Raw genomic sequence first — 25,137 nt, forward strand, 5'->3', positions numbered from 1 at the left:
CACCGACGCACTACCGGTCCGACTCCATTGCGCAAGTCGCTCATACGGTGGGTTCCATGTCCACCGATGCGGTTGTTGAAGAACCGTCGTACAACGGGACCCGGCCCCTGTCCCGCGCCGGGCGGTCTCAGGCCGCAGGGGCCTGCCTCTGTGCCGGCACGGCCGACTTGTGGGGCCGGCCGAGGCGAGCCTCCAGGCGATCAAGGTCGACCCGGCCGTGATGACGGTCGGCGAGGTCTTCCCAGCCGACGGCGAGCAGCCGCAGCCGCTCCGCCTCGCTGAAGCCTCCCCAGACCCCGTAAGGCTCGCGAACCGCGAGCGCGTGCGCGGCGCACTCGGCCCGAACCGGGCAGGAGCCGCACATGGCCTTGGCCTTGGCCTCGCGGCGGTTGCGGGACGAACCGCGCTCGCCGTCGGGGTGGAAGAACTGCGCGCTGTCCCGACCTCGGCACAGGCCGAGTCGCTGCCAGTCCCACAGGTCGGCGATGGGCCCGGGCAGTCTGCGAACGTTCGACATAAAACACCCTCCTCCCGCGCGGCACCGCGGTGTGTCGTCATGAGGGGCCTTGCTCAGGCCTGCCGCGGTGTTACCCCGGCGATCCCAGGCTCACACACGGATCTTCGATCTCTTCGCGAGCCGCATGACATCGGTAGAGCAACTCATACCGATCTTTCCCATTTTTTCCATCTAAAGCGCGTAATGCTGCGGCCCTCGCGTGATCTCCTCTGAGAGAGAAGGAGGATCACTGTGCGTACCGTCCTCGTGTGCGTCCGTACCCCGCTGGCGGCCCAGACCGTCGCGTCCACCGCGGCCCGGCTCGGCATGACAGGCGTCGTCCGGACCGCGGTCAGCGAGACCGAGGCCATGATCCGGCTGGCTGAACGGCCGGCCGAAGTGGTCCTCGCCGACACCGCTGTGACCCGTCCCGACAGCGTCGGTTTCACCCGTCGCGTCCTCGCCCGCGCCCCGCAGGCGCAGGTGGTGCTCTTCGGCGCCGAAGACCCGCGGGTCGCCGCGGCGGCCGTCGCGGCCGGCGCCCGCGGCGTCATCCGTGGCGTCGAGCACGACCTGGTCAGCGTCGTCGCCAAGGCATTGTTGCTGCTCCTGCTGCCGGTGCGGCCGCAGGGCATGCCGATCAACGGAACCAACGCGCAGCCGGCGGGGGTCGTCGGCGGCGCGCGGAACAACAACTCACCGGCGGCCCGCGCCGCCGCCTATCAGAACGGCATCGGCGTGGGCACGCCGAACGCCGCGGCCGTGCCGGCCATGCTGGGCAACTCGCCGATGGTGCCGGCCCAGCGTGGCGACGCCCCGATCGACCCGGCCACCGGGCGGCCGATGGTGGCCTGGCCGGGCAACGAGACCCAGGTCGGGGTGGCCGACCCGGCGCCCGCGGGCCGCCGGCTCACGCTCACCGAGCGGGAGCTGCAGGTGTTGCGCGGGATGGCCGACGGCAAGAGCAATGCCGAGATCGGGCGGGAGCTGTTCGTCTCGGAGGACACGGTCAAGACCCACGCCCGGCGCTTGTTCCGCAAGCTGGGCGCCCGCGACCGCGCTCACGCGGTGGCAGCGGGTTTCCGGGCCGGTCTGGTCGCTTAGCGGTCAGGGGGCCGACTCGTCGTCGGTCCCCTCGGTAAGAGTGTCGTGCACGCCGTCGGCGTACCCCCGGGCGTACTCCCAGGTCACGTAGTGGTCGGGGTCGGGGTCGTACGCCGGCTCGTGCACGCGCGGGCGCCCGCTCGAGAGCAGATGGCGCAGGTTGCCGCGGAGCAGGTCCCAGTCGAAGTAGTGTGGCTCGTGGCAGTCCTCGCACTCGATGACCAGCCCGCGTATCCCCGTGGGACTCAGCAGCGCCTGGTAGATCTCCAGGTCGGAGAGGTCCTCGAGGACATCCTGCCGCTCGGCCTCGGTCAGCGGCTCTTCGTCGGCGTCGTCGGCGAGGTCGTCGAGACCGGCTGCCGGGTCGGTCGGGTCGCCGTTGAACGGGTCAATGGGCTCATCCTGCACCCCCTTACGGTACTCACCTCAGGCGGATGTGTGCTGGCCCGCACGTCCTGTCCGTCGCACGAGAGCGCACCGGGCGGATGGGTACGATGAACCATCCGTCTTCCGGCAGTTAGGGATGCTCCGTGGAAAGCGACTCGGCCCGTACGGTTCCACTCGGTCTGACCTTCGATGACGTGCTTCTTCAGCCCGGCGAATCGGACATCGTGCCGAGCCGGGTCAACACCAATTCGCGGATGAGCCGCAACGTGGAGCTCACCATCCCGCTGCTCTCCAGCGCGATGGACACGGTCACCGAGGCGCGGATGGCGATCGCCATGGCCCGCCAGGGCGGCATCGGCGTGCTTCACCGCAACCTCTCGCTGGAGGACCAGGCCACCCAGGTCGACCTGGTCAAGCGCTCCGAGTCCGGCATGATCACCAACCCGGTCACCTGCAGCCCCGACGACACCCTGCGCGAGGTCGACGCGCTGTGCGGGCGGTACCGCATCTCCGGCCTGCCGGTGGTCGACCACGACAACGTGCTGGTCGGCATCGTGACCAATCGCGACATGCGCTTCGTCACCGACCACAGCGCCAAGGTGCGCGACGTGATGACCAAGGCGCCGCTGATCACCGCCCCGGTCGGCGTGAGCAAGGAGGACGCGCTCGCCCTCCTCGCCCACCACAAGGTGGAGAAACTGCCGCTGCTCGACGGCGCCGGCCACCTGCGCGGCCTGATCACGGTGAAGGACTTCACGAAGTCCGAGCAGTACCCCAACGCCGCGAAGGACGCGCAGGGCCGGCTGCGCGTGGCCGCCGCGGTCGGCGTGGGCGACGAGTCGTACAAGCGGGCCCGCGCGCTGGTCGACGCCGGGGTCGACGTGGTCATCGTGGACACCGCGCACGGCCACCAGCGGGCCGTTCTCGAGATGGTGGCCCGCCTCAAGAAGGACACCGCGATCGACATCGTGGGCGGCAACATCGCGACGTTCGCGGGCGCCAAGGCGCTGGTCGAGGCCGGCGCCGACGCGGTCAAGGTGGGCGTGGGCCCGGGCGCGATCTGCACGACCCGCGTGGTGGCCGGCGTCGGCGTCCCGCAGATCACCGCGATCATGGAGGCGTCCCGGGCCTGCCGCCCGGCCGGCGTCCCGGTGATCGCCGACGGCGGTATCCAGTACTCGGGCGACATCGCCAAGGCGATCGTGGCCGGCGCCGACTCCGTGATGCTCGGCAGCCTGCTGGCCGGCTCCGAGGAGAGCCCGGGCGACCTGATCTTCATCAACGGCAAGCAGTACAAGCAGTACCGCGGCATGGGCTCGCTGGGCGCGATGCAGTCGCGTGGCCAGGCGAAGTCGTACTCGAAGGACCGCTACTTCCAGCAGGACGTCACCGAGGACAAGCTCGTCCCCGAGGGCGTCGAGGGCCAGGTGCCGTACCGCGGTCCGCTGAGCCGAGTGGCGCATCAGCTGGTCGGCGGCCTGCGCGCGGCCATGGGTTATGTGGGCGCCGAGACCATCCCGGACTTGCAGGAGCGTGGGCAGCTCATCAGGATTACCGCTGCCGGTCTGAAGGAGAGCCACCCGCACGACATCCAGATGACGGTAGAAGCCCCGAATTATCACTCGCGATAGGACTAACCATGCGTGACGTCGTGGAGATCGGTCTCGGCAAGACCGCTCAGCGCGGTTACCACTTGGACGACATCGCCATCGTCCCGAGCCGGCGCACCCGCGACGTGGACGACGTGTCCACCGAGTGGCGCGTCGACGCGTACCCCTTCAAGATCCCCTGCGTCGCGCATCCGTCCGACGCGACCATGAGCCCGGAATCGGCGATCGCCCTGGGCCGCCTCGGCGGCCTGGGCGTGCTCAACGCCGAGGGCCTGTGGACGCGGTACGAGGACCCCACCAAGATCCTGGAGGAGCTGGCGTCGCTCGGTGAGGACGCCGACGCCACCAAGCGCCTCCAGGAGGTGTACGCCGAGCCGATCAAGCCGGAGCTGATCGCCGAGCGGGTGCGGACGATCCGGGAGGGCGGCGTCACCGTCGCCGTCCGGGTGTCGCCGCAGCACACGCTCACGCTCGCCCCGGTCGTGCTGGACGCCGGCGTCGACCTGCTGGTCATCCAGGGCACGCTGGTCAGTGCCGAGCACGTCTCGACGACCGACGAGCCGCTGAACCTCAAGGAGTTCATCGCCGACCTCGACCTGCCGGTGATCGTCGGCGGCTGCACCGACTACAAGACGGCCCTGCACCTCATGCGCACCGGCGCGGCCGGCGTGATCGTGGGCGTGGGCGCCGACGAGTGGTCGACCACCGACACCGTGCTGGGCATCCGGGTGCCGATGGCCACCGCGATCGCCGACGCCGCGGCCGCCCGCCGCGACTACCTGGACGAGACCGGCGGCCGCTACGTTCACCTGATCGCCGACGGCGGGCTCAGCACCTCGGGCGACATCGCGAAGGCGATCGGCTGCGGCGCGGACGCGGTGATGCTCGGCGAGCCGCTGTCGCTGGCCGAGGGCGCGCCGGCCGGTGGCGCCTGGTGGCACTCGTCGGCCAGCCACCCGTCGCTGCCGCGCGGCGGCTTCTGCATCGCCGGCGAGCCCGACGGCACCCTCGAGGAGCTCCTGTTCGGCCCGGCCGACCGGCCCGACGGCCAGCTCAACCTGTTCGGTGGCCTGCGCCGGGCGATGGCCAAGTGCGGGTACCGCGACGTCAAGGAGTTCCAGAAGGTGGCGCTTGTCCTCGACCGGTAGGGCTCTGGCCGCGCTGGTCTCCCTCTCGCTGCTGGGCGCGTGCTCACCGGCCTCGCCGGCCGCCGCGCCCAGCTTCAGCCCCGGCGCGCCCGGTGCCGGCGATCCGTACTTCCCGACGTACGGGAATGGCGGTTATGATGTTTCGGGATATGACCTAAATATCCGATATGATCCGGGCGGAAAGCAGCTCACCGGGACGGCGACGATCACCGCGACGGCGACGCAGAATTTGTCCAGATTCGACCTGGACCTAGCCCACCTTTCGGCGAAATCAGTCAAAGTGGACAGCCGGACGGCCACCTCCGCGGCGGACGGCAACGAGCTGGTCATCACCCCGGCGAAGGGGATCGTCAAGGGCAAGGCCTTCACCGTCGTCGTCGACTACGGCGGCACCCCCGGCCAGCTGGCCAACAAGACCCTCGGCGACGGCGGCTGGCTCAGCGGCCCGGACAGCGCTCTCGCTCTCGGCCAGCCCGAGTCCGCGAGCACCTGGTTCCCGGTGAACGACCACCCGTCCGACAAGGCCACCTTCAGGCTCGCGATGACCGTCCCCGACGGCCTCGCCGTGCTCAGCATCGGCGTGCCCGGCCCGAGCAGCACCGCCGCCGGCTGGACCACCTGGCGCTGGACCGAGAGCTCGCCGCTGGCCAGCTACCTGTCCACTGTGATCATCGGCAAGTACCGGGTCACCACGACCACCCACGACGGCAAGCCGATGGTCACCGCGGTGCCCGACTCGCTCCCGGCGAACGGTCCGGCCGCGCAGTCGATGGCCCGCACCGGGGAGATCGCCGACTTCCTGGCCACGAAATTCGGGCCTTACCCCTTCGACGCGTACGGGGGAATCGTCGTCGACGACAACCGGATCCGGTACGCGCTGGAAACCCAGTCCCGGCCCGCCTACGGTCAGGCGTTCTTCAGCGCGGGCCCGAACCCGACCGTGGTCGCGCACGAGCTCGCCCACCAGTGGTTCGGCGACAGCGTGGCCCTCGAGCGCTGGCAGGACATCTGGCTCAACGAGGGCTTCGCCACCTACGCCGAGTGGCTGTGGCAGGAGCACGACGGCACCGAGTCGATCCAGGAGAACTTCGACCGGACGTACGCGAGCTTCGACTGGACCCAGACGCCCGGCGACCCCGGCGTGGCTCACCTGTTCGGCGACGCCGTCTACAACCGCGGCGGCATGACCGTGTACGCCCTGCGCAAGACGATCGGCGACGCGGCCTTCGACAAGCTGCTCACCACCTGGACCAGCCGATTCCGGGACGGCAACGCCGACACCGATGACATGATCAAGCTGGCCGAGCAGCTGTCGGGCAAGGATCTCGGCGCGTTCTTCCAGGCCTGGCTCTACGGGAAATCGGCCCCGGCGAAGCCCTAGTTGACCAACTTAGGGTGTTTCGCCAGGTAGGGCGCGATCTGCCCCTTCGCGGCGGCCGTGAGGAAGCCCTTGCCCTCGGCGGTCAGCGCCTCGCCCAGGTAGCCCCCGCCGCTGCCGACACCATGACCGGGCAGCCCGACCAGGGTGAGCCCGCCCGGCGTGAGGTTGCGCAGGGCGTACGCGTACTCCAGCGGCGTCCGCCCGCCCACGTAGACCAGCGACTTGCCGAGCGCCCTGATCACGCCCTGCAGCTTCTGCGGGTCGTCGCCGAGGCCCTGGCCGAGCGCCTTGCCGAGGATCGCCCGGACCAGTTGCCGCTGGTGGCGGGTGCGGTCGTAGTCGCCGTTGGGCAGCCCGTACCGCTGCCGCGCGTAGTCGATCGCCTGCCAGCCGACGAAGTGCCGCTTGCCCGGCCGGTAGACGGCCTGCGGCCCGCTGTAGTCGCCACCGCCCGGCACCAGCGGCCGCATCGTCCCGTCCGGCTTGCGGTGGTGTGACTTCACCGTCTCGTCGACGACCATGTCGACGCCGCCCAGCGAGTCGACGAGCTGGTCCAGGCCGCCGAAGTTGAGGATCGCGCCGGCCTGGAACTGCTTGATCCCGGTGTACTGGGTGAGCACCTTGGTGAGCAGCTCGTAGCCCTGGTTGACGTTGGTCTTCTTGGTCCCCGGCACCCGCGACCCGCGGCTCATCGCCTCGGTCAGCTTGTACGTCCCGCCGCCGAACCCGGCCTTCGCGAACGCCGGCATCTTGACCCGCAGATCACGCGGCAGCGAGTAGAGGTACGCCTTCTTCAGCCCCCGCTCGACGTGCAGCAGCATGATCGTGTCGGAGTGCGGTTCCCAGTCCGGAATGGTCACCCGGGTGTCGACGCCGAGCAGCACGAGATCGAGCGGCCCGTTGATGTCCGCGCCCGGCGACGGCGTGGGCGACGGGGTCGGCGATACCGATGGCTCGGCCGAGATGACGACCGGCGGTGCGGAGGAGGCTGCGGCGGCCGGTTCCTTCTTGTGGTTGCCGACCGCGAGGGCGATGCCCCCGCCGCCGAGCAGCACGACCACGACGGCTCCAACGATCCACCACAGTAACTTTCTGTTCCGCACGCCGGAACAGTAGATGACCCTCCCCACCCGCGGCTACCTGCTTGCACCCGGGATGAACCGGAAAGATCTGACCGCTCACCGAACGTGAGGAGGCCGGTCACCGTGGCCGGCTCTTCCACCGACGGGGCGGGTCGATGCGCGTACTCCTGGGTCTTCTGCTGGCCTTCGTACCCGCCGCGCCGGCGCACGCCGACAACGTCGAGCCCGACCACGTCGCGCGGGCCGCCGCCATCCGCCCCGACGATCCCGGGTACGCCGGCCAGTGGGGCATCGTCCGGACCCGGGTCAACGAGGCCTGGTCGTCGGGGCGGGGCAATGCCCGGGTCACCATCGCCGTGGTCGACACCGGCGTCAGCCGGCTGCCCGATCTCGCGCCCCGGATGCTGCCGGGCCACGACTTCGTCAACGACGACGACGATCCGACCGACGACAACGGCCACGGCACGATGGCGGCCGGGGTCGCCGCGGCCTCCGGCTACAACCACACCGGCATCGCCGGGGCCTGCTGGTACTGCCGGATCCTGCCGGTCAAGGTCCTCGACGCGAAGGGCGCCGGCAGCTACAGCGACATCGCCGAGGGCATCCGCTACGCCGCCGACCGGGGCGCCACGATCATCAACCTGTCGCTGGCCGGGGTCGACGACAGCCAGCAGCTGCGCGACGCCGTCGCCTACGCCGACGAGAAGGGCTCGCTGGTCATCGCCGCGGCCGGCAACGAGGGCGCGTCCCGTCCGGACTATCCGGCCGCGATCCCGTCAGTGCTGGCCGTCGGCGCGGTCGACGAGCACGACGCCCGCTACTCCTGGTCCAACTACGGCGCCGGCTGGGTCGACGTGACCGCGCCCGGCTGCAACCCCGCGCAGCAGGTCAACGGCGTGATCGGCCAGTTCTGCGGCACGTCCTCGGCCGCGCCGCTCGTCGCCGGGATCGCCGGGCTGCTCGCCTCGACCGATCCCGTGCCGACGATCGCCGAGGTGCGCCGGGCCCTGGTCGGCGGCCGGGTCGACGCGCTGCGGTCGCTGGCCGCGCTGCCCTACGCCGGCGACACGGTCAAGCCCACGGTCGCCTTCGGCGCGACCCCCTCGCCGGCCAGGGGAGTGGTCACCGTGAGTGCGGCCGCCGCCGATCAGCATGGGATCGCGCGAGTTCAGCTGTACGCGGGGGGCAGGCTCGTCGGCTCGGACGCGGCGGCGCCGTACACGTTCCGCTGGCCGTCGACGACCGGCACCGTCGCGCTGGACCTGCGCGCCTACGACCGGGCCGGCAACGTCACCCAGATCCGCCGCTACGTGCGCGCCGACAACACCGCGCCCGCGCTCAGGGTCTACCCCCGCGCCTCCTCGGTGACCGCGCGGGCCACCGACGCGTCCGGCATCGCTCGCCTCGAGCTCGTGGCCGACGGGAAGGTGGCGGCCCGCTACAACGGGTACCTCCGCTGGTTCGGCATTCCGGCCCACGCCAGGACCGTGCAGGTCCGCGCGTACGACCGGGCGGGCAACGTCCGGGTGGCAACGGTGCGCCGGTAAACTTTCGCCGGTGAGTACCCCGCGCCCCGTTCTCGTCGTCGACTTCGGCGCCCAGTACGCCCAGTTGATCGCCCGCCGCGTCCGCGAGGCGCGTGTCTATTCGGAGATCGTGCCGCACTCGATGCCGGTCGCCGAGATGCTCGCCAAGAACCCCGCCGCGATCATCCTGTCCGGCGGCCCGTCCAGCGTGTACGAGGCGGGCGCTCCGTCGCTCGACCCCGCGCTGTTCGACAACGAGGTGCCGGTCTTCGGCATCTGCTACGGCTTCCAGGCCATGGCCCAGGCGCTGGGCGGCACGGTCGCGCACACCGGCTCCCGCGAGTACGGCCGCACCCTGCTCGCCGCCGAGGGCGGCACCCTGTTGCGCGACCTCCCGGCCGACCTCCCGGTCTGGATGAGCCACGGTGACAGCGTCGCGGTCGCCCCGCCGGGCTTCGCCGTGACGGCCTCGACGCCGGGCGCCCCGGTCGCCGCCTTCGAAGACCTTTCCTCCCGCCGGGCCGGCGTGCAGTTCCACCCCGAGGTGGCGCACACCCAGCGAGGCCAGGAAATGCTCGAGCGCTTCCTGTACGACATCGCCGGCATCGAGCCGACCTGGACCCCGGGCAACATCATCGACGACCAGGTGGCCGCGATCCGCGCCCAGGTCGGTGACAAGCAGGTGCTCTGCGCGCTCTCCGGCGGCGTCGACTCGGCGGTGGCCGCGGCACTGGTCCACAAGGCCATCGGCGACCAGCTGACCTGCGTCTTCGTCGACCACGGCCTGCTGCGCGCCGGCGAGGCCGAGCAGGTGGAGAAGGACTACGTTGCCGCCACCGGCATCCGCCTCAAGGTCGTCGACGCCTCGGACGTCTTCCTCGGCCACCTGGCCGGGGTCACCGACCCCGAGCAGAAACGCAAGATCATCGGCCGCGAGTTCATTCGCACCTTCGAGGCGGCGGCCCGCGAGCTCGACGCCGAGCGGCACATCGAGTTCCTGGTCCAGGGCACGCTCTACCCCGACGTGGTCGAGTCCGGCGGCGGCACCGGCACGGCGAACATCAAGTCGCACCACAACGTCGGCGGCCTGCCCGACGATCTGCGGTTCTCGCTGATCGAGCCGCTGCGCACCCTGTTCAAGGACGAGGTTCGCCAGCTCGGCGCCGAGCTGGGCCTGCCCGACGAGATGGTCCACCGGCACCCGTTCCCCGGCCCGGGCCTGGCGATCCGCATCATCGGCGCGGTCGACCGGGAGCGGCTCGACATCCTGCGCGCCGCCGACCTGATCGCCCGCGAGGAACTGACGGCCTCGGGCCTCAACCGGGAGGTCTGGCAGTTCCCGGTGGTCCTGCTGGCCGACGTGCGCAGCGTCGGAGTCCAGGGCGACGGGCGCACGTACGGTCACCCGGTGGTCCTGCGCCCGGTCTCCAGCGAGGACGCGATGACCGCCGACTGGTCCCGGCTGCCGTACGACCTGATCGCCAAGATCTCGACCCGCATCACCAACGAGGTCCGCGACGTCAACCGCGTGGTCCTCGACGTGACGAGCAAGCCGCCGGGCACGATCGAGTGGGAGTGATCGGTCAGGAAACCGGCCAGCCCGGCGTCGGCCCCGGTGTCACCGGCGCCGGCTCCTCCGGGATCAGGAACCAGCAGACGGGGTACGCCAGAAGTGCGGCACCCCAGGTGACCGCGGCGAAGATGATGAACGCGACCCGGATCAGGACCGGGTCGACGCCGAAATAGCGCCCGATCGCGCTGCAGACGCCGGCGACGATCCGGTCGTCCTGGGGGCGGAGGAGGCGGCGGTACGGTGCTTCAGTCATGCCTCCATGCTGGCCGCTCTCCGTGGCCGTCGACCTCGGTGACTGCCCCGAGAACAACCCTGAAATCCGGCCCTAACAAGATCGGAAATTCCCGACACGGCGGGTGACAACTCCGCGACGGGTAGTGTGCGAACCGCCCACTACCAGCGATTACTCACCGCCATCACGCTGTCAGGAATCCGACAGACGTTTTCTGCAGGTCACATATTCCGGGCAGAATTGCCGCCCGTGACCCCCGCACTGGAACCACTTCGGCGAATCGCCGCGTACGCCGTCGCCACCGACGACGACGGTCGCGTGCTGCTCGTCCGTGCCTCGAGCCGCTCCGGTACCCCCGGCGTCTGGTCGCTCCCCGGCGGCGCAGTCGATCATGGTGAAGATCCCAACCACACCGTCGTCCGCGAGACCGCGGCCGAGACCGGCCTGTCCGTGGCCGTCACCGGCCTGCGTGACGTGCTGGCCGACATGCGCTCGCTGCCGCACCGTGGCGTCACCATCCACACCGACCGCCTCATCTACTCGGTCTCGATCCGCGGCGGCACGCTGGTCGACCGGGTCGGCCACCCCACCGACCTGGCCCGCTGGCACACCCCGGACGAGGCGGCCAGGCTGAAACTCCGGCAGTTCGCGGCGACCGCGCTCGGGCTGGGCGCCGCCTCCGCCGACCTGCGCCCCGACGTGGCGCCCACCTTCCCGTCCTTCTACGCCTATCCCGGGCCGGACGGGCTGCACCGGGCGCAGCGCTTCGCGGCGTACGCGATCGCCACCGACCCGGCCGAGACCCGCCTGCTGCTCACCCGCATCGCCCCCGGCTATCCGGGCGAGGGCCGCTGGCACCTGCCCGGCGGCGGCACCGACTACGGCGAGCAGCCCGGCACCGCGCTGATCCGCGAGCTGGTCGAGGAGACCGGTCAGCAGGGCCGCCTCATCGAGCTGCTGGGCGTGGCCAGCCACCGGGACGCGGCCTCGCTGGGCCCTGAGGGCTACCCGATCGACTGGCACGGCGTGCGCGCCTTCTACCGGGTGATCGTCGACGAACCGACCGAGGTGGCCGTGCGCGACGTCGGCGGCTCGACCTCCGAGGCCCGCTGGATGCCGCTCAAGGAGGTCACCCAGCTGGGCGAGGAGCAGCTGACCGAGGTGACCGCCGAGGCGCTACAGAAAGCCCGACTAACCTAGTCGGGTGAAGATCAGGCGAGTCGGGGCGTACGGCATCTGTCGCGACGGGTCCGGGCGGGTGCTGCTCGCGCGGAACTCGGGCGCCAGCGAGTTCCCGGGTCTGTGGACGCTGCCCGGCGGTGGCGTCGAGCACGGTGAGCATCCGGACGACGCCGTCGTGCGCGAGTTCGCCGAGGAGACCGGCTTCGAGGTGCGCCGGGACGGCGTGCGTGCGGTGACCGCCGACGTGTTCCGGCTGCCGGGCGGCGACCTCGAGCACACCGACCGGATCGTCTACGACGTGACCGCGATCGGGGGCAACCTGCGCGCCGAGGCCGACGGCACGACCGACCTGGTCGACTGGGCCGGGCCGGCCGAGCTCGCGGTCTGGCCGCTCATGCCGTTCACGGCCGCCCAGCTCGGCCTCCCTGCCAGTTTTCCCGACATTCGCGAAATGTCCGAGGAAATCTTCCGGCCCGAGCGGGTTCAGCGATTCGGCGCGTACGCGGCCGCGACCGACCCGGAGGGGCGGATCCTCCTGGCCCGGATCGCCGGCGGCTACCCCGGGGCCGGCCGCTGGCACCTGCCGGGCGGCGGCACCGACCACGGCGAGACGCCCGAGCAGGGCCTGGCCCGGGAGCTGGACGAGGAAACGTCGCAACACGGCCGGGTGACCGGCCTGCTGGACATCTCGCATCGATACGACCCCGCGGCCGTTGGACCCGAAGGAAGGCCGATCGACTGGCACGTGATCCGCGTCCTGTTCAGGGTCGTGGTCGACGTGCCGACAGAACCCGTGGTCAACGAGGCCGCGGGCGGGTCGACCGCGGCGGCCGCCTGGTTCACGCGGGCCGAGGTGGACGGGCTTGATCTCACCGAACTGGCCCGCGAAGCCGTAGACCGAATCGACGAGGACCGCACGAGTTAAAATCCTCACAGCGAGAGCGGATAAAGCATCCGTCCCGTGCGCTCGCTCGTACCAACGGCTGCCGTCCGGTCTCTCGCCAAGATCGGTCGGCTGTGCAATGGTGTAACCCCCGCATCTCCGGCAACGGTCGTGCGACGGGTTAGGGGGCCACATCCCACCGCAAATGTGCAGGTGGGCACACCGATCCCATGGAGGAGAAGAGTGCCGAGTACCCCTTGGCGCCGGCGTCGCACGACGGATAGTCCCCGTCCCGCCGGTCGTCGTTGGGCAGGCCGTCTACGCCGCGGAGGCACCCTGGCCCGGCAGGCCTTACTGGTGCGCGTGGGTCGCCGTTCCGGAGATTCCCGTTCCGGGGATTCTGGGCGGGCCGCCACCGCCACCCGGGCCGAGGTCATCTACACCGGCCCCGAGCTGGCCCGGGAGCAGTTCCCGGTCGTCACCTATCCCACGGTCCCCGCCGTACCCGTCGAGCCCGGTGAGCCGGTCGCCACCACCGTTCCCCTGCTCCCCGGCGAGCAGACGGGGGCGCGGCGCCTGCGCTTCGCCATCGTCAACGGCTGCACCCTGGCCAGCCTGAGCCTGGGCCTGCTCGCCATCTTCCTGGCCATGGAGGGCGGCATCCGCCCCGCGGCCGCCTGCCTGGTGGCCTGCGTGGCCTTCGACGGCCTCGACGGCGCCCTGGCCCGGAAGCTCGGCGTGGCCAGCCCCTTCGGCGCCCAGATGGACTCGCTGGCCGACATGTGCTCGTTCGGCCTGGCGGCGCCCGTCGTGGTCTACGCCTCGCTGGCGCACACCGTGCCGACGCCCGCGGCCGCGGTGGCCTGCGTCCTGGTGGCCGGTTGCGCCGCGATCCGCCTGGCCCGGTTCAACGTCTCGCCGAAGGACGGCAAGTTCTTCTGCGGGGTGCCGACCACGATGGCGGCCGCCGTGCTGGCGGTGGCGGTCCTGATCGACCTGCCGCTGCCGGGCCCGGTGCTCCTGGGTGGCGTCGCGGTGCTGGCCTTCGCCATGGTCTCCAGCTTCCCGTACGCGAAACTGGCCCGCCTGGTGAAGCTCCCGCCGTGGATCTGGCTTCTCCCGGCGGTCGGCGCCCTGGTCGACCCGCGCCTGACCTTCGCCGCGGTGGTGCTGGCGTACCTGCTGAGCGGCCCGGTGATGTGGGCCCGCGCCAAGCGCGCCTGACGATCCGACGCGAAAGGGGCCGCCCCGAGGGGCGGCCCTTTTCTTGTGCCTCAGCGCCAGCGGGCGATCACCGAGGCGCCGCCGACGACCTTCTCGTCGACCGCGACCAGCGGCTCGGCCTTGTCCGCGGGGAGGTACACGTCGGTGCGGGAGCCGAACCGGATCAGCCCCATCCGCTCGCCCCGGGCCACCAGGGTCCCGATCGGCGCCCGCTGCACGATCCGCCGGGCGATGAGCCCGGTCCGCTGGGCGACGACCACGGTCCCGTGCTCGGTGTCGAGCACCGTGTACGCCGCCACGTTGTGCTCGGCCGCCGCGGTCATCGCGTTGGCGTACCCGCCGTCCTCGACGAAGTAGTCCGCGACCCGCCCCGCGACCGGCACCCGGTTCACGTGCACGTCGAGCACCGACAGGAACACCGCTATCCGCAGGAACTCCTGGTCGCCGAAGCGGGCGTCGGTCATCCGCTCGACCGAGAGCACCTTGCCGTCCGCGGCGGCCACGATCGCGGCGGGATCGGTCGGGCCCTCGCGCTCGGGGTCGCGGAAGAACGCGGCCACCGGTCCCGCCGCGAGCGCCGGCAGCAGCCAGAGCTTCGACTTCGGCCGGGAGATCCGGGCCAGCGCGGCCAGGCCCAGGGCGATCCCCGCCGCGGCCACCCCGTTCGAGTCGATGTGCATGGTCCGCGTCACCGGGACGCTGGACGGGCGGTAGGCCGGGGCGAGGGTGGCGGCCACGGCCGGGTTGGCCGCGGTGAACCGCAGCTTGTGCACCCGCAGCGGGGGCGAGTTTCGCATGACGAGGTCGGAGCCGACCCCGAAGAGCGCGCTCTGCCGGAAGAGCTCGGCCGCCGCGCCGCCCGTACGCCCGGGCAGGGCCGGCGTCGCGAGCGTGACCACCGCGCCGTCGTTGAGGTATTTCCCGACCCGGTCGAGCAGCGCCCGTACGTCCTGCGCCGTCCCGGTGACCGGCTCGCCGACGATCACGACGTCGGCGGGCGGCGCCTCGTCGAGCGCGTCCACCACTTTCACCCGGTCGGCGATCCAGGACCCGAGACCGGCGATGTGGTCCCGGAGCAGGTCGGCCGTGCTGCGCTCCCCGGCGACCAGCGTCAGCATGTCCCCCGGCAGCAGCGCCTCCACCGCCGAGGCCACCACCAGCGAGGAATGGTCAGCCCCCACCACCAGCGCCGACGTGCCGGCGTTGTGCCGGGAGAACTCGGCGGTGAGGGCGCGGGCGGCGATGCTGCCGATGCCGACGATGGGTGCCTTGGACACGGACGGGTACGTCATGAGGCCGAGCATATTGCCCGGCCTCATGAGCGATACCTTCAGTCCTTCTGCGGCTTGTCCGCTTCCACCTCCGGGTGCTCCTGACGGAACCGTTCACCCGGCTCCTCCAGCAGCTCCCGGACGATCGAGGCGTGCATCTCGGGCGGCAGGTCGCCCGGGATCTCGGGCTCGGCCGCCGGCTGCGCGACGACCGGGGCCGGGGCCGGGGGCCGACCCGAGCGGATGGCCCCGAGCAGCCCGATCACCCCGAAGACGATCAGTGCCCCGGCGACCAGCCAGCCCACGGCCGGCAGGTGGATGTTCACGACCCGGGAGACCGCCCACCACAGGGCCACGATCAGGAAGATCAGCCCGAAGCTCAGCGAGACGCCGTCGGTGCGGTGCGGCTTCATCGGTTGACCTCCACGTTCCCGGTGTCCATCTGCAGGTTGAGCTTGAGGGTGCCGCCGCCGGCGCCGTCGCTGCCCAGGTCGGTGACGGTCTGGTTGCCGACGGTGTGGTCGTTGAACTCCTTGCCGAGAATCATCCCCCGGCCGGTGTCCAGCGACAGGTCGACGGTCGTGTCGACGGTGGGCGGCAGCAGGACCCGCATCTGGCCGACCTTCATCGTCATCGTGACCGTCTGCTGCTGGCCGGCGAAGTCGATGTCGCGCAGGTCGAGCGTGGCGTTGCCGGCGGTGAAGTCGTACCGGTCGGCGATCGCCGCGACGGTCGCCGGGCGGTAGACGCTGTTGCCGACCTCGCCGCCCCAGCGCTCCACGCCGGTGGAGATGCCCAGGCCGATCGAGGTGAGGATGGCCAGCGCGATCAGCCCGCGGGCCCGGCCGAACCAGGCGCCGACGATCAGGCCGAGCGCGATCGTGACCAGGGCGGCCGCGAAGTAGGCGGAGACCGCGATGCTCGCGCCGGCCATGTCGATCACGGCCATCAGGCCGATCACCATGAGGACCGCGAAGAACGTTAGGCGGCCGAGCTTGGAGCGCTCACGCGGCGGCTTCGGCGGCCGGGGCTGGCGGGGCGGGTGCGGCGGCTGGTACGGCGGCGGGGTGCTGCCGGCCCAGGGTCCGTGCGGCGCGAACGGCGGGCGGTACCCACCTGCCGTCGGCGCGGGCGGCATAGGCGGCATCGGCGGCATGGGCGGCAGCTGGCCGGTCACCGGTTCTGTGGTCGGTGCGGACGCGGGCGCCTGATGGAACCCGGCCGGAGCCGGCGGCGGAAAGCCCGTCGCGGGCGTGGGATCGGCGGGCGGCGGTGGCGGAAATGTGGCGGCCGGTCCGGGCTGGGATGCCGAGTCGGGCGAGCCGCTGCCGCCGCCGTTGCGCTTGATCAGCAGGACCGCGCCGATGATGACGGCGGCCGCCAGCAGGCTGGCCCGCATCCCGTCGTGCACGATGAAGCCGAAGGAGACGACCGCGGCCGCGCCGAGCAGGACCACCGACAGCGGCGCCATCCCCGAGCGGCCCTTGCCGAGCAGGCCCTCGATCGGCGACGCGGAGTCGCCCTCGGCCGGGATGATCAGCCACCCGATCAGGTACAGCAGGACGCCGACGCCGCTCAGGATGCCGAGCACGGCGACGAGCACCCGCCACAGCACCGGGTCGGTGTTCGTGGCCCGGGCGAGCGCCGCGCAGACGCCGGCGACGTATCGGCCCTGTTTGGGGCGTACGAGATGCTCGCGGGTGAAGGAAGGCCCGCCGGGCGGGAAGAGCGGCGGAGGGTTCGGGCCCGACGAAGAGGCGCCGGGCGGGGTGGAAGCGGTGGTGTCAGCTTCGTCGGTCATGGGATCGATCCTGTCCGAGATGGCGCCTGAGATGCTTCCGGCGGCGACCCTGAGGCCACCCTGAGATCCTGGGCGCCGGATACCGGGGGACATTCCCCGTGGCCCGGGCGGCCGCAACGTGTGACGATCGGATGACGACATCGAGGAGGAGTCATCACCACCGCCGTCACACCACCCACACGCCGGCTCGTCCGGCCGCGCGACCACCGGATAATCGCCGGGGTCGCCGCCGGCCTGGCGGAGCATCTGGGTGTTCCGCTGCTGGCGGTCCGCATCGCTCTGGTCGTGCTCCTCGGTTTCAGCGGCCTCGGCCTGCTGCTGTACGCCGCTTTCTGGGCCGTCCTGCCGCAACAGGCTCCCACCGGAGAGCCCGCGCCGCGACGTGATCTCGCCATGCTTCTGCCGTTCGCGGCGATCGGCCTGGGTGTCGTACTGCTGCAGGCACTGGTCTTCAAGAACAGCGTGGCCGGCACCGTCGGCTGGCTGATCGCCGTGGTCGCGGTCGGCGCCGGCATCATCTGGCACCAGTCCGACCCGTCCCGCCGCGGCCAGTGGGCCGGCAACCTGCCGCAGACCCCCTGGCTGGCCGCCGTGGTGGCGGAAAGCGACCGGCGCCACTTCCTGTTCCGCTTCGTCGGCGGCGGCGTGCTGGTCGCGACCGGCATCATCGGCGTCGTCGCGGTGTACGCGCCGGCCGGCTCCCTCTCCGCCGTGGTCAACGGCGTGATCTTCGCGCTGGTCGGGCTGCTCGGTGTGGGCGTGGTCGCCGCGCCGCTGCTCTGGCGCATGTTCAACCAGCTGCGCACCGAGCGCGAGGGCCGCATCCGCGAGCAGGAGCGCGCCGAGGTCGCCGCCATGATCCACGACCAGGTCCTGCACACGCTGGCCCTGATCCAGCGCAACTCGACGGACATCAAGGAAGTGCAGCGGCTGGCCCGCGGCCAGGAACGCAGCCTGCGCAACTGGCTCTACAAGCCGACCGCCTCGCCGACCGAGCGGTTCGCGGCGGCGCTCGAGCAGGCGGCGGCCGAGGTCGAGGACACGTACGCGATCAGTGTCGAGACCGTCGTGGTCGGCGACGCCGAGTGCGACGAGCGGGTCGCCGCGCTGGTCGCGGCCGCCCGCGAGGCCCTGGTCAACGCCGCCCGCCACGCCGCCGTCGAGACCGTCTCGCTGTACGCGGAGGTCGAGGAGGACGAGCTGAGCGTGTTCGTCCGCGACCGGGGTGCGGGATTCGACATCAAGGGCGTGGAAGAGTCGCGCCACGGCGTCCGAGGGTCGATCATCGGCCGGATGAAACGCCACGGCGGGCGCGCCGAGATCCGCAGCACGCCCGGCGAGGGCACGGAGGTCCGCCTCATGCTGCCCACCACCCGAGAGAGCATGACGGCCGCGAAGGAGTCCGCACGATGACCGATACCGAGGGCCGACGCCTCAGAGTCTTCCTGGTCGACGACCACGCGATGTTCCGGGCCGGGGTGCGCGCCGAGCTGGGCGTGCACGTCGACGTGATCGGCGAGGCGGGCACGGTGCCCGACGCGATCAGCAAGATCTCCGCGATGGAGCCCGATGTGGTGCTCCTGGACGTGCACATGCCGGAGGGCGGCGGCCGGGCCGTGCTCGACGCGATGCGCCGCAGCCACCCGCAGGTGCGCTTCCTGGCGCTGTCGGTCTCCGACGCCGCCGAGGACGTAATAGGCCTGATCCGGGCCGGCGCCCGCGGCTACGTCACCAAGACCATCTCGCCGGACGAGCTGGCCGCCGCGATCAAGCGGGTGGCCGACGGCGACGCGGTGTTCAGCCCCCGGCTGGCCGGGTTCGTGCTGGACGCGTTCGCCTCCCGGCCGGACGTGCCGGTCGCCGACCCCGAGCTCGACCAGCTCACCAACCGCGAGCGCGAGGTGCTGCGCCTGCTCGCCCGGGGGTACGCGTACAAGGAGATCGCCAAGGAGCTGTACATCTCGATCAAGACGGTCGAGACCCACGTCTCCAACGTGTTGCGAAAGCTCCAAATGAGCAACCGTTACGAATTGTCACGATGGGCGGCCGACCGCCGCCTGGTCTGACGCTACGTCGCTGGGTGTGTACGGAAGGGCATAATCCCAGCTCAGTGGCCTGGTGGAGAATGCCAGAAAGCGCTGTGGCTAGTATCGGCTTGGTAACGGGGCCTAGTGCTTCCGTTTCGCTGTGTCACAGTTGCTGCGACTCACACGACCCCCGTGAGCGCCCTGAAGGAGGCATCCTCCACATGCGTGGGAATGGCCCATGGAAGATGGCGGCCGGAGTGGCCGCCATCGCCTTGTTGGCGGCCGGCTGCTCCAGCGGCTCCTCGGACGACGACGAGACCCTGCCGAACACGATCAGCATCGGTATCGCCGAGCCGGAAAGCCTGATTCCGACCAACACCACGGAAGCCAACGGCTCCCAGGTGTTGTCGTCGCTGTTCTACCCGCTCGTCCGCTTCGACGAGAAGAGCACGCCGTACACCGTTGCGGCCGAGTCGATCACACACGACAAGGCCAACAAGGTGTGGACGGTCAGGCTCCGGTCCGGGTTCACGTTCAGCAACGGCGAGCCGGTGACGGCGGACAACTACATCAATGCGTGGAACTACGGCGCGTACGGCCCGAACGCCCAGCTCGCCTCGTACTTCTTCAGCCGGATCGACGGCTACGCGCAGATGCAGTCGGTCGACCCGGACGGCGACGGCCCGGAAAAGGCCGAGCAGCCGAAGGCGAAGAAGCTCACCGGCCTCCGGAAGCTCAACAGCACGACCTTCACGGTGACGCTGTCGGCCGGCTTCGCGGGCTGGGAGTCGGTGATGGGGTACGACGCGTTCCTCCCGCTGCCGAAGGCCGCCTTCGCCGGTGACGGGGTGCTCGCGGAGAGCTACGGCGAGGCGCCGATCGGCAACGGGCCCTTCAAGATCAAGGGCAAGTGGCAGCACGACTCCCAGATCCAGGTGGAGAAGGTCGCCGACTTCAAGGGCACGGTTCCCAAGGTCGACGGCATCACCTGGAAGATCTACCAGGACGTCGGCGCCGCGTACGCCGACCTGGTCGCGGGCAACCTCGACGTGCAGACGAAGATCCCGATCGAGAGCCTGGCCTCGGCCTCGGGCGACCTCGGCGACCGTCTGCAGAAGAGCCCGAGCTCGAGCTTCTCCTTCGTGGGCTTCCCGATCTACGAGAAGGAGTTCCAGAGCCGGGACGTGCGGCGCGCGCTCTCCATGGCGATCAACCGCGAGGAGATGACCGAGCAGATCTTCCTGGGCTCGGAGTCGCCCGCGACGTCGTTCGTCTCCCCGGTGGTCGAGGGCTACAAGCCGAACACCTGCGGTGAGAACTGCGAGTACAACCCGACCAAGGCCAAGCAGCTGTACACCGCGGCGAACGGGCCCCGGGACATCAAGATCACGTACAACACGGACGGCGGCCACAAGGCGTGGGTCGACGCGATGTGCAACCAGATCAAGGCGTCGCTGGGCGTCAACTGCACCGGTGTGGGTGAGCCGAAGTTCGCCGACCTGCTCAAGAAGGTCGAGAAGAAGCAGTCCGTCGGCCTGATCCGGCTGGGCTGGCTGATGGACTACCCGCTGATGGAGAACTACCTCGGCCCGCTGTACTCGACCGACGGCTCCTCGAACTACTACGGGTACAGCAACCCGGCGTTCGACAGCCTGGTGGCCGAGGGGTCGGCCGCGCCGACCACGGCGGCGGCCGAGAAGAAGTGGCAGGAGGCCGAGGCCATCCTCGCCAACGACATGCCGGTGATTCCGCTGCGGTTCGGCCAGAACGTCTTCGGCCACTCGGAGAAGGTCACCAACGTGACGATGGATCTCTTCCAGAAGGTCGACATCTACAAGATCGAAATCGCCGACTAGTCTGTCCGCTCGAACGGTGGTGGCGTCACTGGTGATCTGACACCGTGGCGCCACCGCATTCTTTCTGGCAAAAAGGCCTCACCACATGTTCCGCTTCATCGTGCGGCGCCTGCTGCAGATGGTCCTCACCTTCTTCGGCGCCACCTTCCTCGTGTACGCGCTGATGTTCGCGGTGCAGGACGATCCGATCCAGGCGCTGGTCGGCGAACGCCCCATCACCGACAGTCAGCGGGCCGCTCTCACCGAGCGCTACCACCTGAACGACAGCTTCTTCCAGCAGTACTGGTACTACGTCAAGGGACTGCTCACCGGGGACCTCGGCACGTCGCTGACCGGCCGTAAGATCGCCGACATGCTCGCCGACGCGTGGCCGGTGACCCTCCGGCTGACGCTCATCGCGATCGTCATCGCGGCCACCATCGCGATCGTCGCCGGCGTCATCTCCGCCATCCGGCGCGGCAGCATCTTCGACAACGCCACGCTGTTCGTCACGCTGATCGTGCTGGCCATGCCGATCGTCGTGCTGGCGCCGCTGGCCCAGCTGATCTTCGGCATCAAGCTCGGCTGGTTCCCGCCCACGGCCGGCAAGGACGCCAACCTGTACGAGCTGCTGCTGCCCGCGGCCGTGCTGGCCAGCCTGGTCGTCGCGACCGAGCTACGGGTGACCCGAGCCTCGGTCGCGGAGAACCTGCGCGCCGACTACGTGCGTACGGCCCGGGCCAAGGGTCTCCGCCGCGGCCGGGTGATCGGCGTGCACGTCCTGCGCAACTCGCTCATCCCGGTGATCACCCTGATCGGCGTCGACATCGGCGCCCTGATGTCCGGCGCGATCGTCACCGAGAAGGTGTTCAACATCCCCGGGGTCGGCTTCAACCTCTTCCGCGGCATCCGCACCGAGGACGGCCCGCTCGTGGTCGGCTTCGTCAGCGTTCTGGTGATCGTGTTCCTGGTCCTGAACCTGATCGTCGACCTGCTCTACGCCGTACTCGACCCCAGGATTCGCTATGAGTGACATGAACGCCCTGACCGCGGAGTCGCCGGTCCTGCAGCCGGCCCCGCCCGGCGGCGCCGGCAAGTCCCGCAGTCTCGCCGCCGACGCCTGGCACGACCTGCGGCGCAGCAAGATCTTCTGGGCCGCGCTGGTGCTCATCGTGATCGTCCTGCTGATGGCGGCCTGGCCGTCGCTGTTCACCTCGGCCGACCCGCACGACTGCGTGCTGAGCCGCAAGCACGCGGGCGCCAGCGGCAGCGCGATCTTCGGGTACGACTTCCAGGGCTGCGACGTCTACGCCAAGACCGTGTACGGCGCTCGCTACTCGATCGTCGTGGGGGTCTTCAGCACGCTGATCGCCGGTCTCATCGGCTTGGCCGTGGGCCTGTCGGCCGGCTACTTCGGCGGCTGGCTCGACGCTCTGCTCTCCCGCTTCGTCGACGTCATGCTCGGCGTCCCGTTCCTGCTCGCCGCGATCGTGCTGGGCAAGCGACTCGCGTCCAACCCGGAGAACTCGAACGGCGTGCTCGCCGTGACGCTCACCCTCGGCATCCTGGGCTGGACGACCGCGGCCCGGGTCATGCGCTCGTCGGTGATCACCGCGAAGAACCAGGACTACGTGGCGGCGGCCCGGATGCTCGGCGCCGGCTCCGGCCGCCTGATCTTCCGGCACATCCTGCCGAACTCGATCGCGCCGTACGTCGTGGTGCTGACCATTCTGCTCGGCATCAACATCGCGAGCGAGGCGACGCTGTCGTTCCTCGGCGTCGGGCTCCGGGGCGACGCCGTGAGCTGGGGCATCTCGATCTCCGAGGCCACCGGGTACGTCCGCGTCGCGCCCGGCCCGCTGATCTGGCCGTCGGTCTTCCTGGCCGCGACCGTGCTGGCCTTCATCATGCTCGGCGACGCGGTCCGCGACGCCTTCGACCCGAAGCTGCGGTGACCGGAGTGACAGACATCCAGGCGCAGATCGACCCGCTGCCCGGCCTTGACCCGCGGGCGGCGCTGCTGCAGGTCGACGATCTGCACGTCGAGTTCCGCACCCGGGACGGCGTGGCCAAGGCGGTCAACGGCGCCGGCTTCCATCTGGCGGCCGGCGAGACGCTCGCGCTGCTCGGCGAGTCGGGCTGCGGCAAATCGGTCACCGCCCAGGCGATCATGGGGATCCTCGACACGCCGCCCGCGCACATCACCGGCGGCCAGATCCTCTACCGCGGCGTCGACCTGCTGCGGGTCTCCGAGGAGGACCGCCGCAAGGTACGCGCCAACCGCATCGCGATGATCTTCCAGGACGCTCTGTCCGCGCTGAACCCGGTCTACACGGTCGGCTTCCAGCTCGCCGAGCTGTACCGCAAGCACCGCGGAATGTCCCGCAAGGACGCCAAGAAGCGGGCCATCGAGGCGCTCGACCAGGTACGCATTCCCGCCGCCCGCGAGCGCATCAACGACTACCCGCACCAGTTCTCCGGCGGCATGCGCCAGCGGGTCATGATCGCCATGGCGCTGGCCCTCGACCCCGAGGTGCTGATCGCCGACGAGCCGACCACGGCCCTCGACGTGACCGTCCAGGCGCAGATCATGGGCCTGCTCGCCGAGCTCCAGCACCAGCGCAACATGGGCCTGATCCTCATCACCCATGACATGGGCGTGGTCGCCGACGTCGCCGACCGGATCTCGGTCATGTACGCGGGCAAGGTCGTGGAGGAGGCGCCGGTCTACGACATCTACGCGCGCCCCGCCCACCCGTACACGAAAGCGCTCTTGGAATCGATCCCTCGGCTGGACCTGAAGGGACAGCAGCTCAACGTCATCCGCGGCCTGCCGCCGGCGCTCACCGACATCCCGCGGGGCTGCGCGTTCCACCCCCGCTGCGGGTACGCCCGGGAGATCTGCCGGATGGACCAGGAGCCGCCGGCCTATCAGATCGCGCCGCACCGCATCGCCCGCTGCCACTTCATCCGGGAGGTCCTCGGTGTCTGACGTGTCCGACCTCGTGCTCGAGACCCGCGACCTGGTCAAGCACTTCCCGATCACGCAGGGCATCGTCTTCAAGTCCAAGGTCGGCGCCGTCCGCGCGGTCGACGGGGTCAACATCCAGCTGCGCCGGGGCGAGACCCTCGGCATCGTCGGCGAGTCGGGCTGCGGCAAATCCACGCTCGCCAAGCTGCTGGTCGGACTGGAGAAGCCGACCTCGGGCGAGGTGACCGTCCGCGGCGAGAACATGGCCCGGCTGACCGGCCACAACCTGCGTCGCGCGCGCCGCAACATCCAGATGGTGCTGCAGGATCCGTACACGTCGCTGAACCCCCGCATGACGGTCGGCGACATCATCGGCGAGCCCTTCGAGATCCACCCCGACGCGGTCCCGCGCGAGGGCCGCGCCCGGGCCGTCCAGGAGCTGCTCGACCTGGTCGGCCTGAACCCCGACCACATCAACCGCTATCCGCATCAGTTCTCCGGCGGCCAGCGCCAGCGCATCGGCATCGCCCGCGCCCTGGCCCTGCGCCCCGAGATCATCGTCTGCGACGAGCCGGTCTCGGCCCTGGACGTCTCCATCCAGGCCCAGGTGATCAACCTCCTCGAGCGCCTGCAGCGCGAGCTGGGCCTGTCCTACGTCTTCATCGCCCACGACCTGTCGGTGGTCCGCCACATCTCCGACCGGATCGCCGTGATGTACCTCGGCAAAATCGTGGAAACCGGCTACCACATGGCCATCTACGAGCAGCCCACCCATCCGTACACGCAGGCGCTGCTCTCCGCGGTTCCGGTTCCCGACCCCCGCCTGCGCGGCCGCCGCGACCACATCGTCCTCGACGGCGACGTACCCTCACCGGCCAACCCACCCTCGGGCTGCCGCTTCCGCACCCGCTGCTGGAAGGCCCAGCCCTACTGCGCCGACAACGAGCCGCTGCTCCAGATCCGCCAGCGTTCCCCCCACCCCAGCGCCTGCCACTACGCCGAGATCCGCGACGTCATCCACCGCTATTAACCCCAAACCGTCCATATCGTACGTCGCGGAAGTTCGACGGCTAAGTGTTCGCAGAGAACACCTGCCCTTCAACGTTCAGCGGCGGCCGGCGAAGGATGAAGACTTCGCGTGCACGGCGAACACTCCGTCATCAACGTATGGATGGAGGGCGACGGGCGAGATCCACCCGCCGCGTCGCGCCGGCCATTCACCAATCCATACTTAGTGGCCTGGCGCATGCGGAACCGCGGGCCGATCCGGCGCCCGCGCCCGCCCCGGCGCGCCTATGTGCGCAGAGCAGCGCGTCTGGGTGCGCAGAGCGGCGCGTCTGGGTGCGCAGAGCGGCGCGTCTGGGTGCGCAGAGCGGCGCGTCTGGGTGCGCAGAGCGGCGCGTC

General features: G+C 70.5%; 23 protein-coding genes. 16 read left to right on the top strand and 7 right to left on the bottom strand.

Features of this window, described 5'->3' with window-relative positions:
- Positions 1–127 precede the first annotated feature (127 nt).
- Positions 128–517 (bottom strand): WhiB family transcriptional regulator, encoded by a 390-nt coding sequence (locus A3CQ_RS0124865; protein WP_020513664.1) that lies wholly within the window; start codon positions 515–517, stop codon positions 128–130.
- A 231-nt stretch (positions 518–748) separates the two neighbouring features.
- On the opposite strand from A3CQ_RS0124865, the gene A3CQ_RS0124870 reads away from it, so the two are divergent.
- Positions 749–1,600, top strand: coding sequence for a response regulator transcription factor (locus A3CQ_RS0124870; protein ID WP_026206150.1), 852 nt, complete (start codon positions 749–751; stop codon positions 1,598–1,600).
- A 3-nt stretch (positions 1,601–1,603) separates the two neighbouring features.
- Here A3CQ_RS0124870 and A3CQ_RS0124875 read toward each other — a convergent pair whose 3' ends face one another.
- On the bottom strand, positions 1,604–2,008 hold the full coding sequence (locus tag A3CQ_RS0124875; RefSeq protein WP_020513666.1) for a DUF5319 domain-containing protein: 405 nt from the start codon (positions 2,006–2,008) through the stop codon (positions 1,604–1,606).
- A 122-nt stretch (positions 2,009–2,130) separates the two neighbouring features.
- Here A3CQ_RS0124875 and guaB point away from each other — a divergent pair, with 122 nt between their 5' ends.
- Genes guaB through A3CQ_RS0124890 form a run of 3 tightly spaced genes read left to right on the top strand, consistent with a single transcriptional unit; the run spans position 2,131 to position 6,126 of the window.
- On the top strand, positions 2,131–3,618 hold the full coding sequence (guaB, locus tag A3CQ_RS0124880) for an IMP dehydrogenase (protein ID WP_020513667.1): 1,488 nt from the start codon (positions 2,131–2,133) through the stop codon (positions 3,616–3,618).
- 8 nt (positions 3,619–3,626) lie between these two features.
- Positions 3,627–4,745, top strand: a complete 1,119-nt coding sequence (locus A3CQ_RS0124885; RefSeq protein ID WP_020513668.1) for a GuaB3 family IMP dehydrogenase-related protein — start codon at positions 3,627–3,629, stop codon at positions 4,743–4,745.
- Positions 4,729–6,126, top strand: a complete 1,398-nt coding sequence (locus A3CQ_RS0124890; RefSeq protein WP_026206151.1) for a M1 family metallopeptidase — start codon at positions 4,729–4,731, stop codon at positions 6,124–6,126. The genes A3CQ_RS0124885 and A3CQ_RS0124890 overlap by 17 nt, the downstream gene beginning before the upstream one ends.
- On the opposite strand, the gene A3CQ_RS0124895 is transcribed toward A3CQ_RS0124890, so the two are convergent.
- The gene (locus A3CQ_RS0124895; protein ID WP_040432772.1) at positions 6,123–7,229 is read right to left on the bottom strand and encodes an LCP family protein; all 1,107 of its coding nucleotides are present in this window, start codon (positions 7,227–7,229) and stop codon (positions 6,123–6,125) included. The two genes, A3CQ_RS0124890 and A3CQ_RS0124895, sit on opposite strands and share 4 nt — an antisense overlap.
- 134 nt (positions 7,230–7,363) lie before the next feature.
- Between A3CQ_RS0124895 and A3CQ_RS0124900 the strand changes: the two genes are divergently transcribed.
- Together A3CQ_RS0124900 and guaA are read left to right on the top strand one after the other, a co-directional pair.
- The gene (locus A3CQ_RS0124900) at positions 7,364–8,755 is read left to right on the top strand and encodes a S8 family serine peptidase (RefSeq protein ID WP_020513671.1); all 1,392 of its coding nucleotides are present in this window, start codon (positions 7,364–7,366) and stop codon (positions 8,753–8,755) included.
- A gap of 10 nt (positions 8,756–8,765) precedes the next feature.
- On the top strand, positions 8,766–10,313 hold the full coding sequence (gene guaA, locus A3CQ_RS0124905) for a glutamine-hydrolyzing GMP synthase (protein WP_020513672.1): 1,548 nt from the start codon (positions 8,766–8,768) through the stop codon (positions 10,311–10,313).
- Between the two features lie 4 nt (positions 10,314–10,317).
- Here the strand turns inward: guaA and A3CQ_RS53890 are convergent, their stop codons facing one another.
- Positions 10,318–10,560 carry a PspC domain-containing protein gene (locus A3CQ_RS53890; RefSeq protein ID WP_020513673.1) on the bottom strand — a complete coding sequence of 81 codons (243 nt, stop codon included), beginning with the start codon at positions 10,558–10,560 and terminating at the stop codon, positions 10,318–10,320.
- A gap of 228 nt (positions 10,561–10,788) precedes the next feature.
- Between A3CQ_RS53890 and A3CQ_RS0124915 the strand changes: the two genes are divergently transcribed.
- The 3 genes from A3CQ_RS0124915 (at position 10,789) to A3CQ_RS0124925 (ending at position 13,828) form a co-directional block, all read left to right on the top strand.
- On the top strand, positions 10,789–11,739 hold the full coding sequence (locus A3CQ_RS0124915; protein WP_020513674.1) for an NUDIX hydrolase: 951 nt from the start codon (positions 10,789–10,791) through the stop codon (positions 11,737–11,739).
- Positions 11,740–11,743: 4 nt separating this feature from the next.
- Positions 11,744–12,646 carry an NUDIX hydrolase gene (locus A3CQ_RS0124920; RefSeq protein WP_020513675.1) on the top strand — a complete coding sequence of 301 codons (903 nt, stop codon included), beginning with the start codon at positions 11,744–11,746 and terminating at the stop codon, positions 12,644–12,646.
- 321 nt (positions 12,647–12,967) lie between these two features.
- The gene (locus A3CQ_RS0124925) at positions 12,968–13,828 is read left to right on the top strand and encodes a CDP-alcohol phosphatidyltransferase family protein (protein WP_020513676.1); all 861 of its coding nucleotides are present in this window, start codon (positions 12,968–12,970) and stop codon (positions 13,826–13,828) included.
- 50 nt (positions 13,829–13,878) lie between these two features.
- On the opposite strand, the gene A3CQ_RS0124930 is transcribed toward A3CQ_RS0124925, so the two are convergent.
- Genes A3CQ_RS0124930 through A3CQ_RS0124940 form a run of 3 tightly spaced genes read right to left on the bottom strand, consistent with a single transcriptional unit; the run spans position 13,879 to position 16,900 of the window.
- A complete protein-coding gene (locus A3CQ_RS0124930; RefSeq protein ID WP_020513677.1) occupies positions 13,879–15,132 on the bottom strand; it encodes a phosphatidylserine decarboxylase in 1,254 nt (417 codons plus the stop codon).
- A gap of 26 nt (positions 15,133–15,158) precedes the next feature.
- Positions 15,159–15,512 carry a phage holin family protein gene (locus tag A3CQ_RS0124935; RefSeq protein ID WP_020513678.1) on the bottom strand — a complete coding sequence of 118 codons (354 nt, stop codon included), beginning with the start codon at positions 15,510–15,512 and terminating at the stop codon, positions 15,159–15,161.
- Positions 15,509–16,900, bottom strand: coding sequence for a PspC domain-containing protein (locus A3CQ_RS0124940; protein ID WP_020513679.1), 1,392 nt, complete (start codon positions 16,898–16,900; stop codon positions 15,509–15,511). Before A3CQ_RS0124940 ends, A3CQ_RS0124935 begins: the two co-directional genes overlap by 4 nt.
- A gap of 210 nt (positions 16,901–17,110) precedes the next feature.
- Here A3CQ_RS0124940 and A3CQ_RS0124945 point away from each other — a divergent pair, with 210 nt between their 5' ends.
- From A3CQ_RS0124945 to A3CQ_RS0124975, 7 genes are all read left to right on the top strand, one after another.
- Positions 17,111–18,313 (top strand): PspC domain-containing protein, encoded by a 1,203-nt coding sequence (locus tag A3CQ_RS0124945; protein WP_040432774.1) that lies wholly within the window; start codon positions 17,111–17,113, stop codon positions 18,311–18,313.
- Entirely contained in the window at positions 18,310–18,966 is a 657-nt protein-coding gene (locus tag A3CQ_RS0124950; protein WP_020513681.1) for a response regulator, read from the top strand. The genes A3CQ_RS0124945 and A3CQ_RS0124950 overlap by 4 nt, the downstream gene beginning before the upstream one ends.
- Positions 18,967–19,148: 182 nt before the next feature.
- Positions 19,149–20,783 (top strand): peptide ABC transporter substrate-binding protein, encoded by a 1,635-nt coding sequence (locus A3CQ_RS0124955; RefSeq protein ID WP_051115341.1) that lies wholly within the window; start codon positions 19,149–19,151, stop codon positions 20,781–20,783.
- Between the two features lie 85 nt (positions 20,784–20,868).
- Complete coding sequence (locus A3CQ_RS0124960) at positions 20,869–21,795, top strand: ABC transporter permease (protein ID WP_020513683.1); 927 nt, start codon at positions 20,869–20,871, stop codon at positions 21,793–21,795.
- A 1-nt stretch (position 21,796) separates the two neighbouring features.
- Complete coding sequence (locus tag A3CQ_RS0124965) at positions 21,797–22,717, top strand: ABC transporter permease (protein WP_020513684.1); 921 nt, start codon at positions 21,797–21,799, stop codon at positions 22,715–22,717.
- A gap of 5 nt (positions 22,718–22,722) precedes the next feature.
- Positions 22,723–23,754 (top strand): ABC transporter ATP-binding protein, encoded by a 1,032-nt coding sequence (locus A3CQ_RS0124970; RefSeq protein ID WP_020513685.1) that lies wholly within the window; start codon positions 22,723–22,725, stop codon positions 23,752–23,754.
- Position 23,755: 1 nt separating this feature from the next.
- A complete protein-coding gene (locus tag A3CQ_RS0124975; protein ID WP_020513686.1) occupies positions 23,756–24,763 on the top strand; it encodes an ABC transporter ATP-binding protein in 1,008 nt (335 codons plus the stop codon).
- The last annotated feature ends 374 nt before the right edge of the window (positions 24,764–25,137 follow it).

It is taken from the genome of Paractinoplanes globisporus DSM 43857, from assembly GCF_000379645.1.
In the GTDB taxonomy this organism is placed as follows: domain Bacteria; phylum Actinomycetota; class Actinomycetes; order Mycobacteriales; family Micromonosporaceae; genus Actinoplanes; species Actinoplanes globisporus.

Bases quoted from the DNA above. Each gene is read 5' to 3' on its own strand.
- A3CQ_RS53890 (WP_020513673.1), bottom strand. From the start codon at position 10,560: ATGACTGAAGCACCGTACCGCCGCCTCCTCCGCCCCCAGGACGACCGG.
- A3CQ_RS0124900 (WP_020513671.1), top strand. From the start codon at position 7,364: ATGCGCGTACTCCTGGGTCTTCTGCTGGCCTTCGTACCCGCCGCGCCG.
- A3CQ_RS0124950 (WP_020513681.1), top strand. From the start codon at position 18,310: ATGACCGATACCGAGGGCCGACGCCTCAGAGTCTTCCTGGTCGACGAC.
- A3CQ_RS0124930 (WP_020513677.1), bottom strand. From the start codon at position 15,132: ATGCTCGGCCTCATGACGTACCCGTCCGTGTCCAAGGCACCCATCGTC.
- A3CQ_RS0124955 (WP_051115341.1), top strand. From the start codon at position 19,149: ATGCGTGGGAATGGCCCATGGAAGATGGCGGCCGGAGTGGCCGCCATC.
- A3CQ_RS0124965 (WP_020513684.1), top strand. From the start codon at position 21,797: ATGAACGCCCTGACCGCGGAGTCGCCGGTCCTGCAGCCGGCCCCGCCC.
- A3CQ_RS0124960 (WP_020513683.1), top strand. From the start codon at position 20,869: ATGTTCCGCTTCATCGTGCGGCGCCTGCTGCAGATGGTCCTCACCTTC.
- A3CQ_RS0124935 (WP_020513678.1), bottom strand. From the start codon at position 15,512: ATGAAGCCGCACCGCACCGACGGCGTCTCGCTGAGCTTCGGGCTGATC.
- A3CQ_RS0124865 (WP_020513664.1), bottom strand. From the start codon at position 517: ATGTCGAACGTTCGCAGACTGCCCGGGCCCATCGCCGACCTGTGGGAC.
- A3CQ_RS0124885 (WP_020513668.1), top strand. From the start codon at position 3,627: ATGCGTGACGTCGTGGAGATCGGTCTCGGCAAGACCGCTCAGCGCGGT.
- A3CQ_RS0124940 (WP_020513679.1), bottom strand. From the start codon at position 16,900: ATGACCGACGAAGCTGACACCACCGCTTCCACCCCGCCCGGCGCCTCT.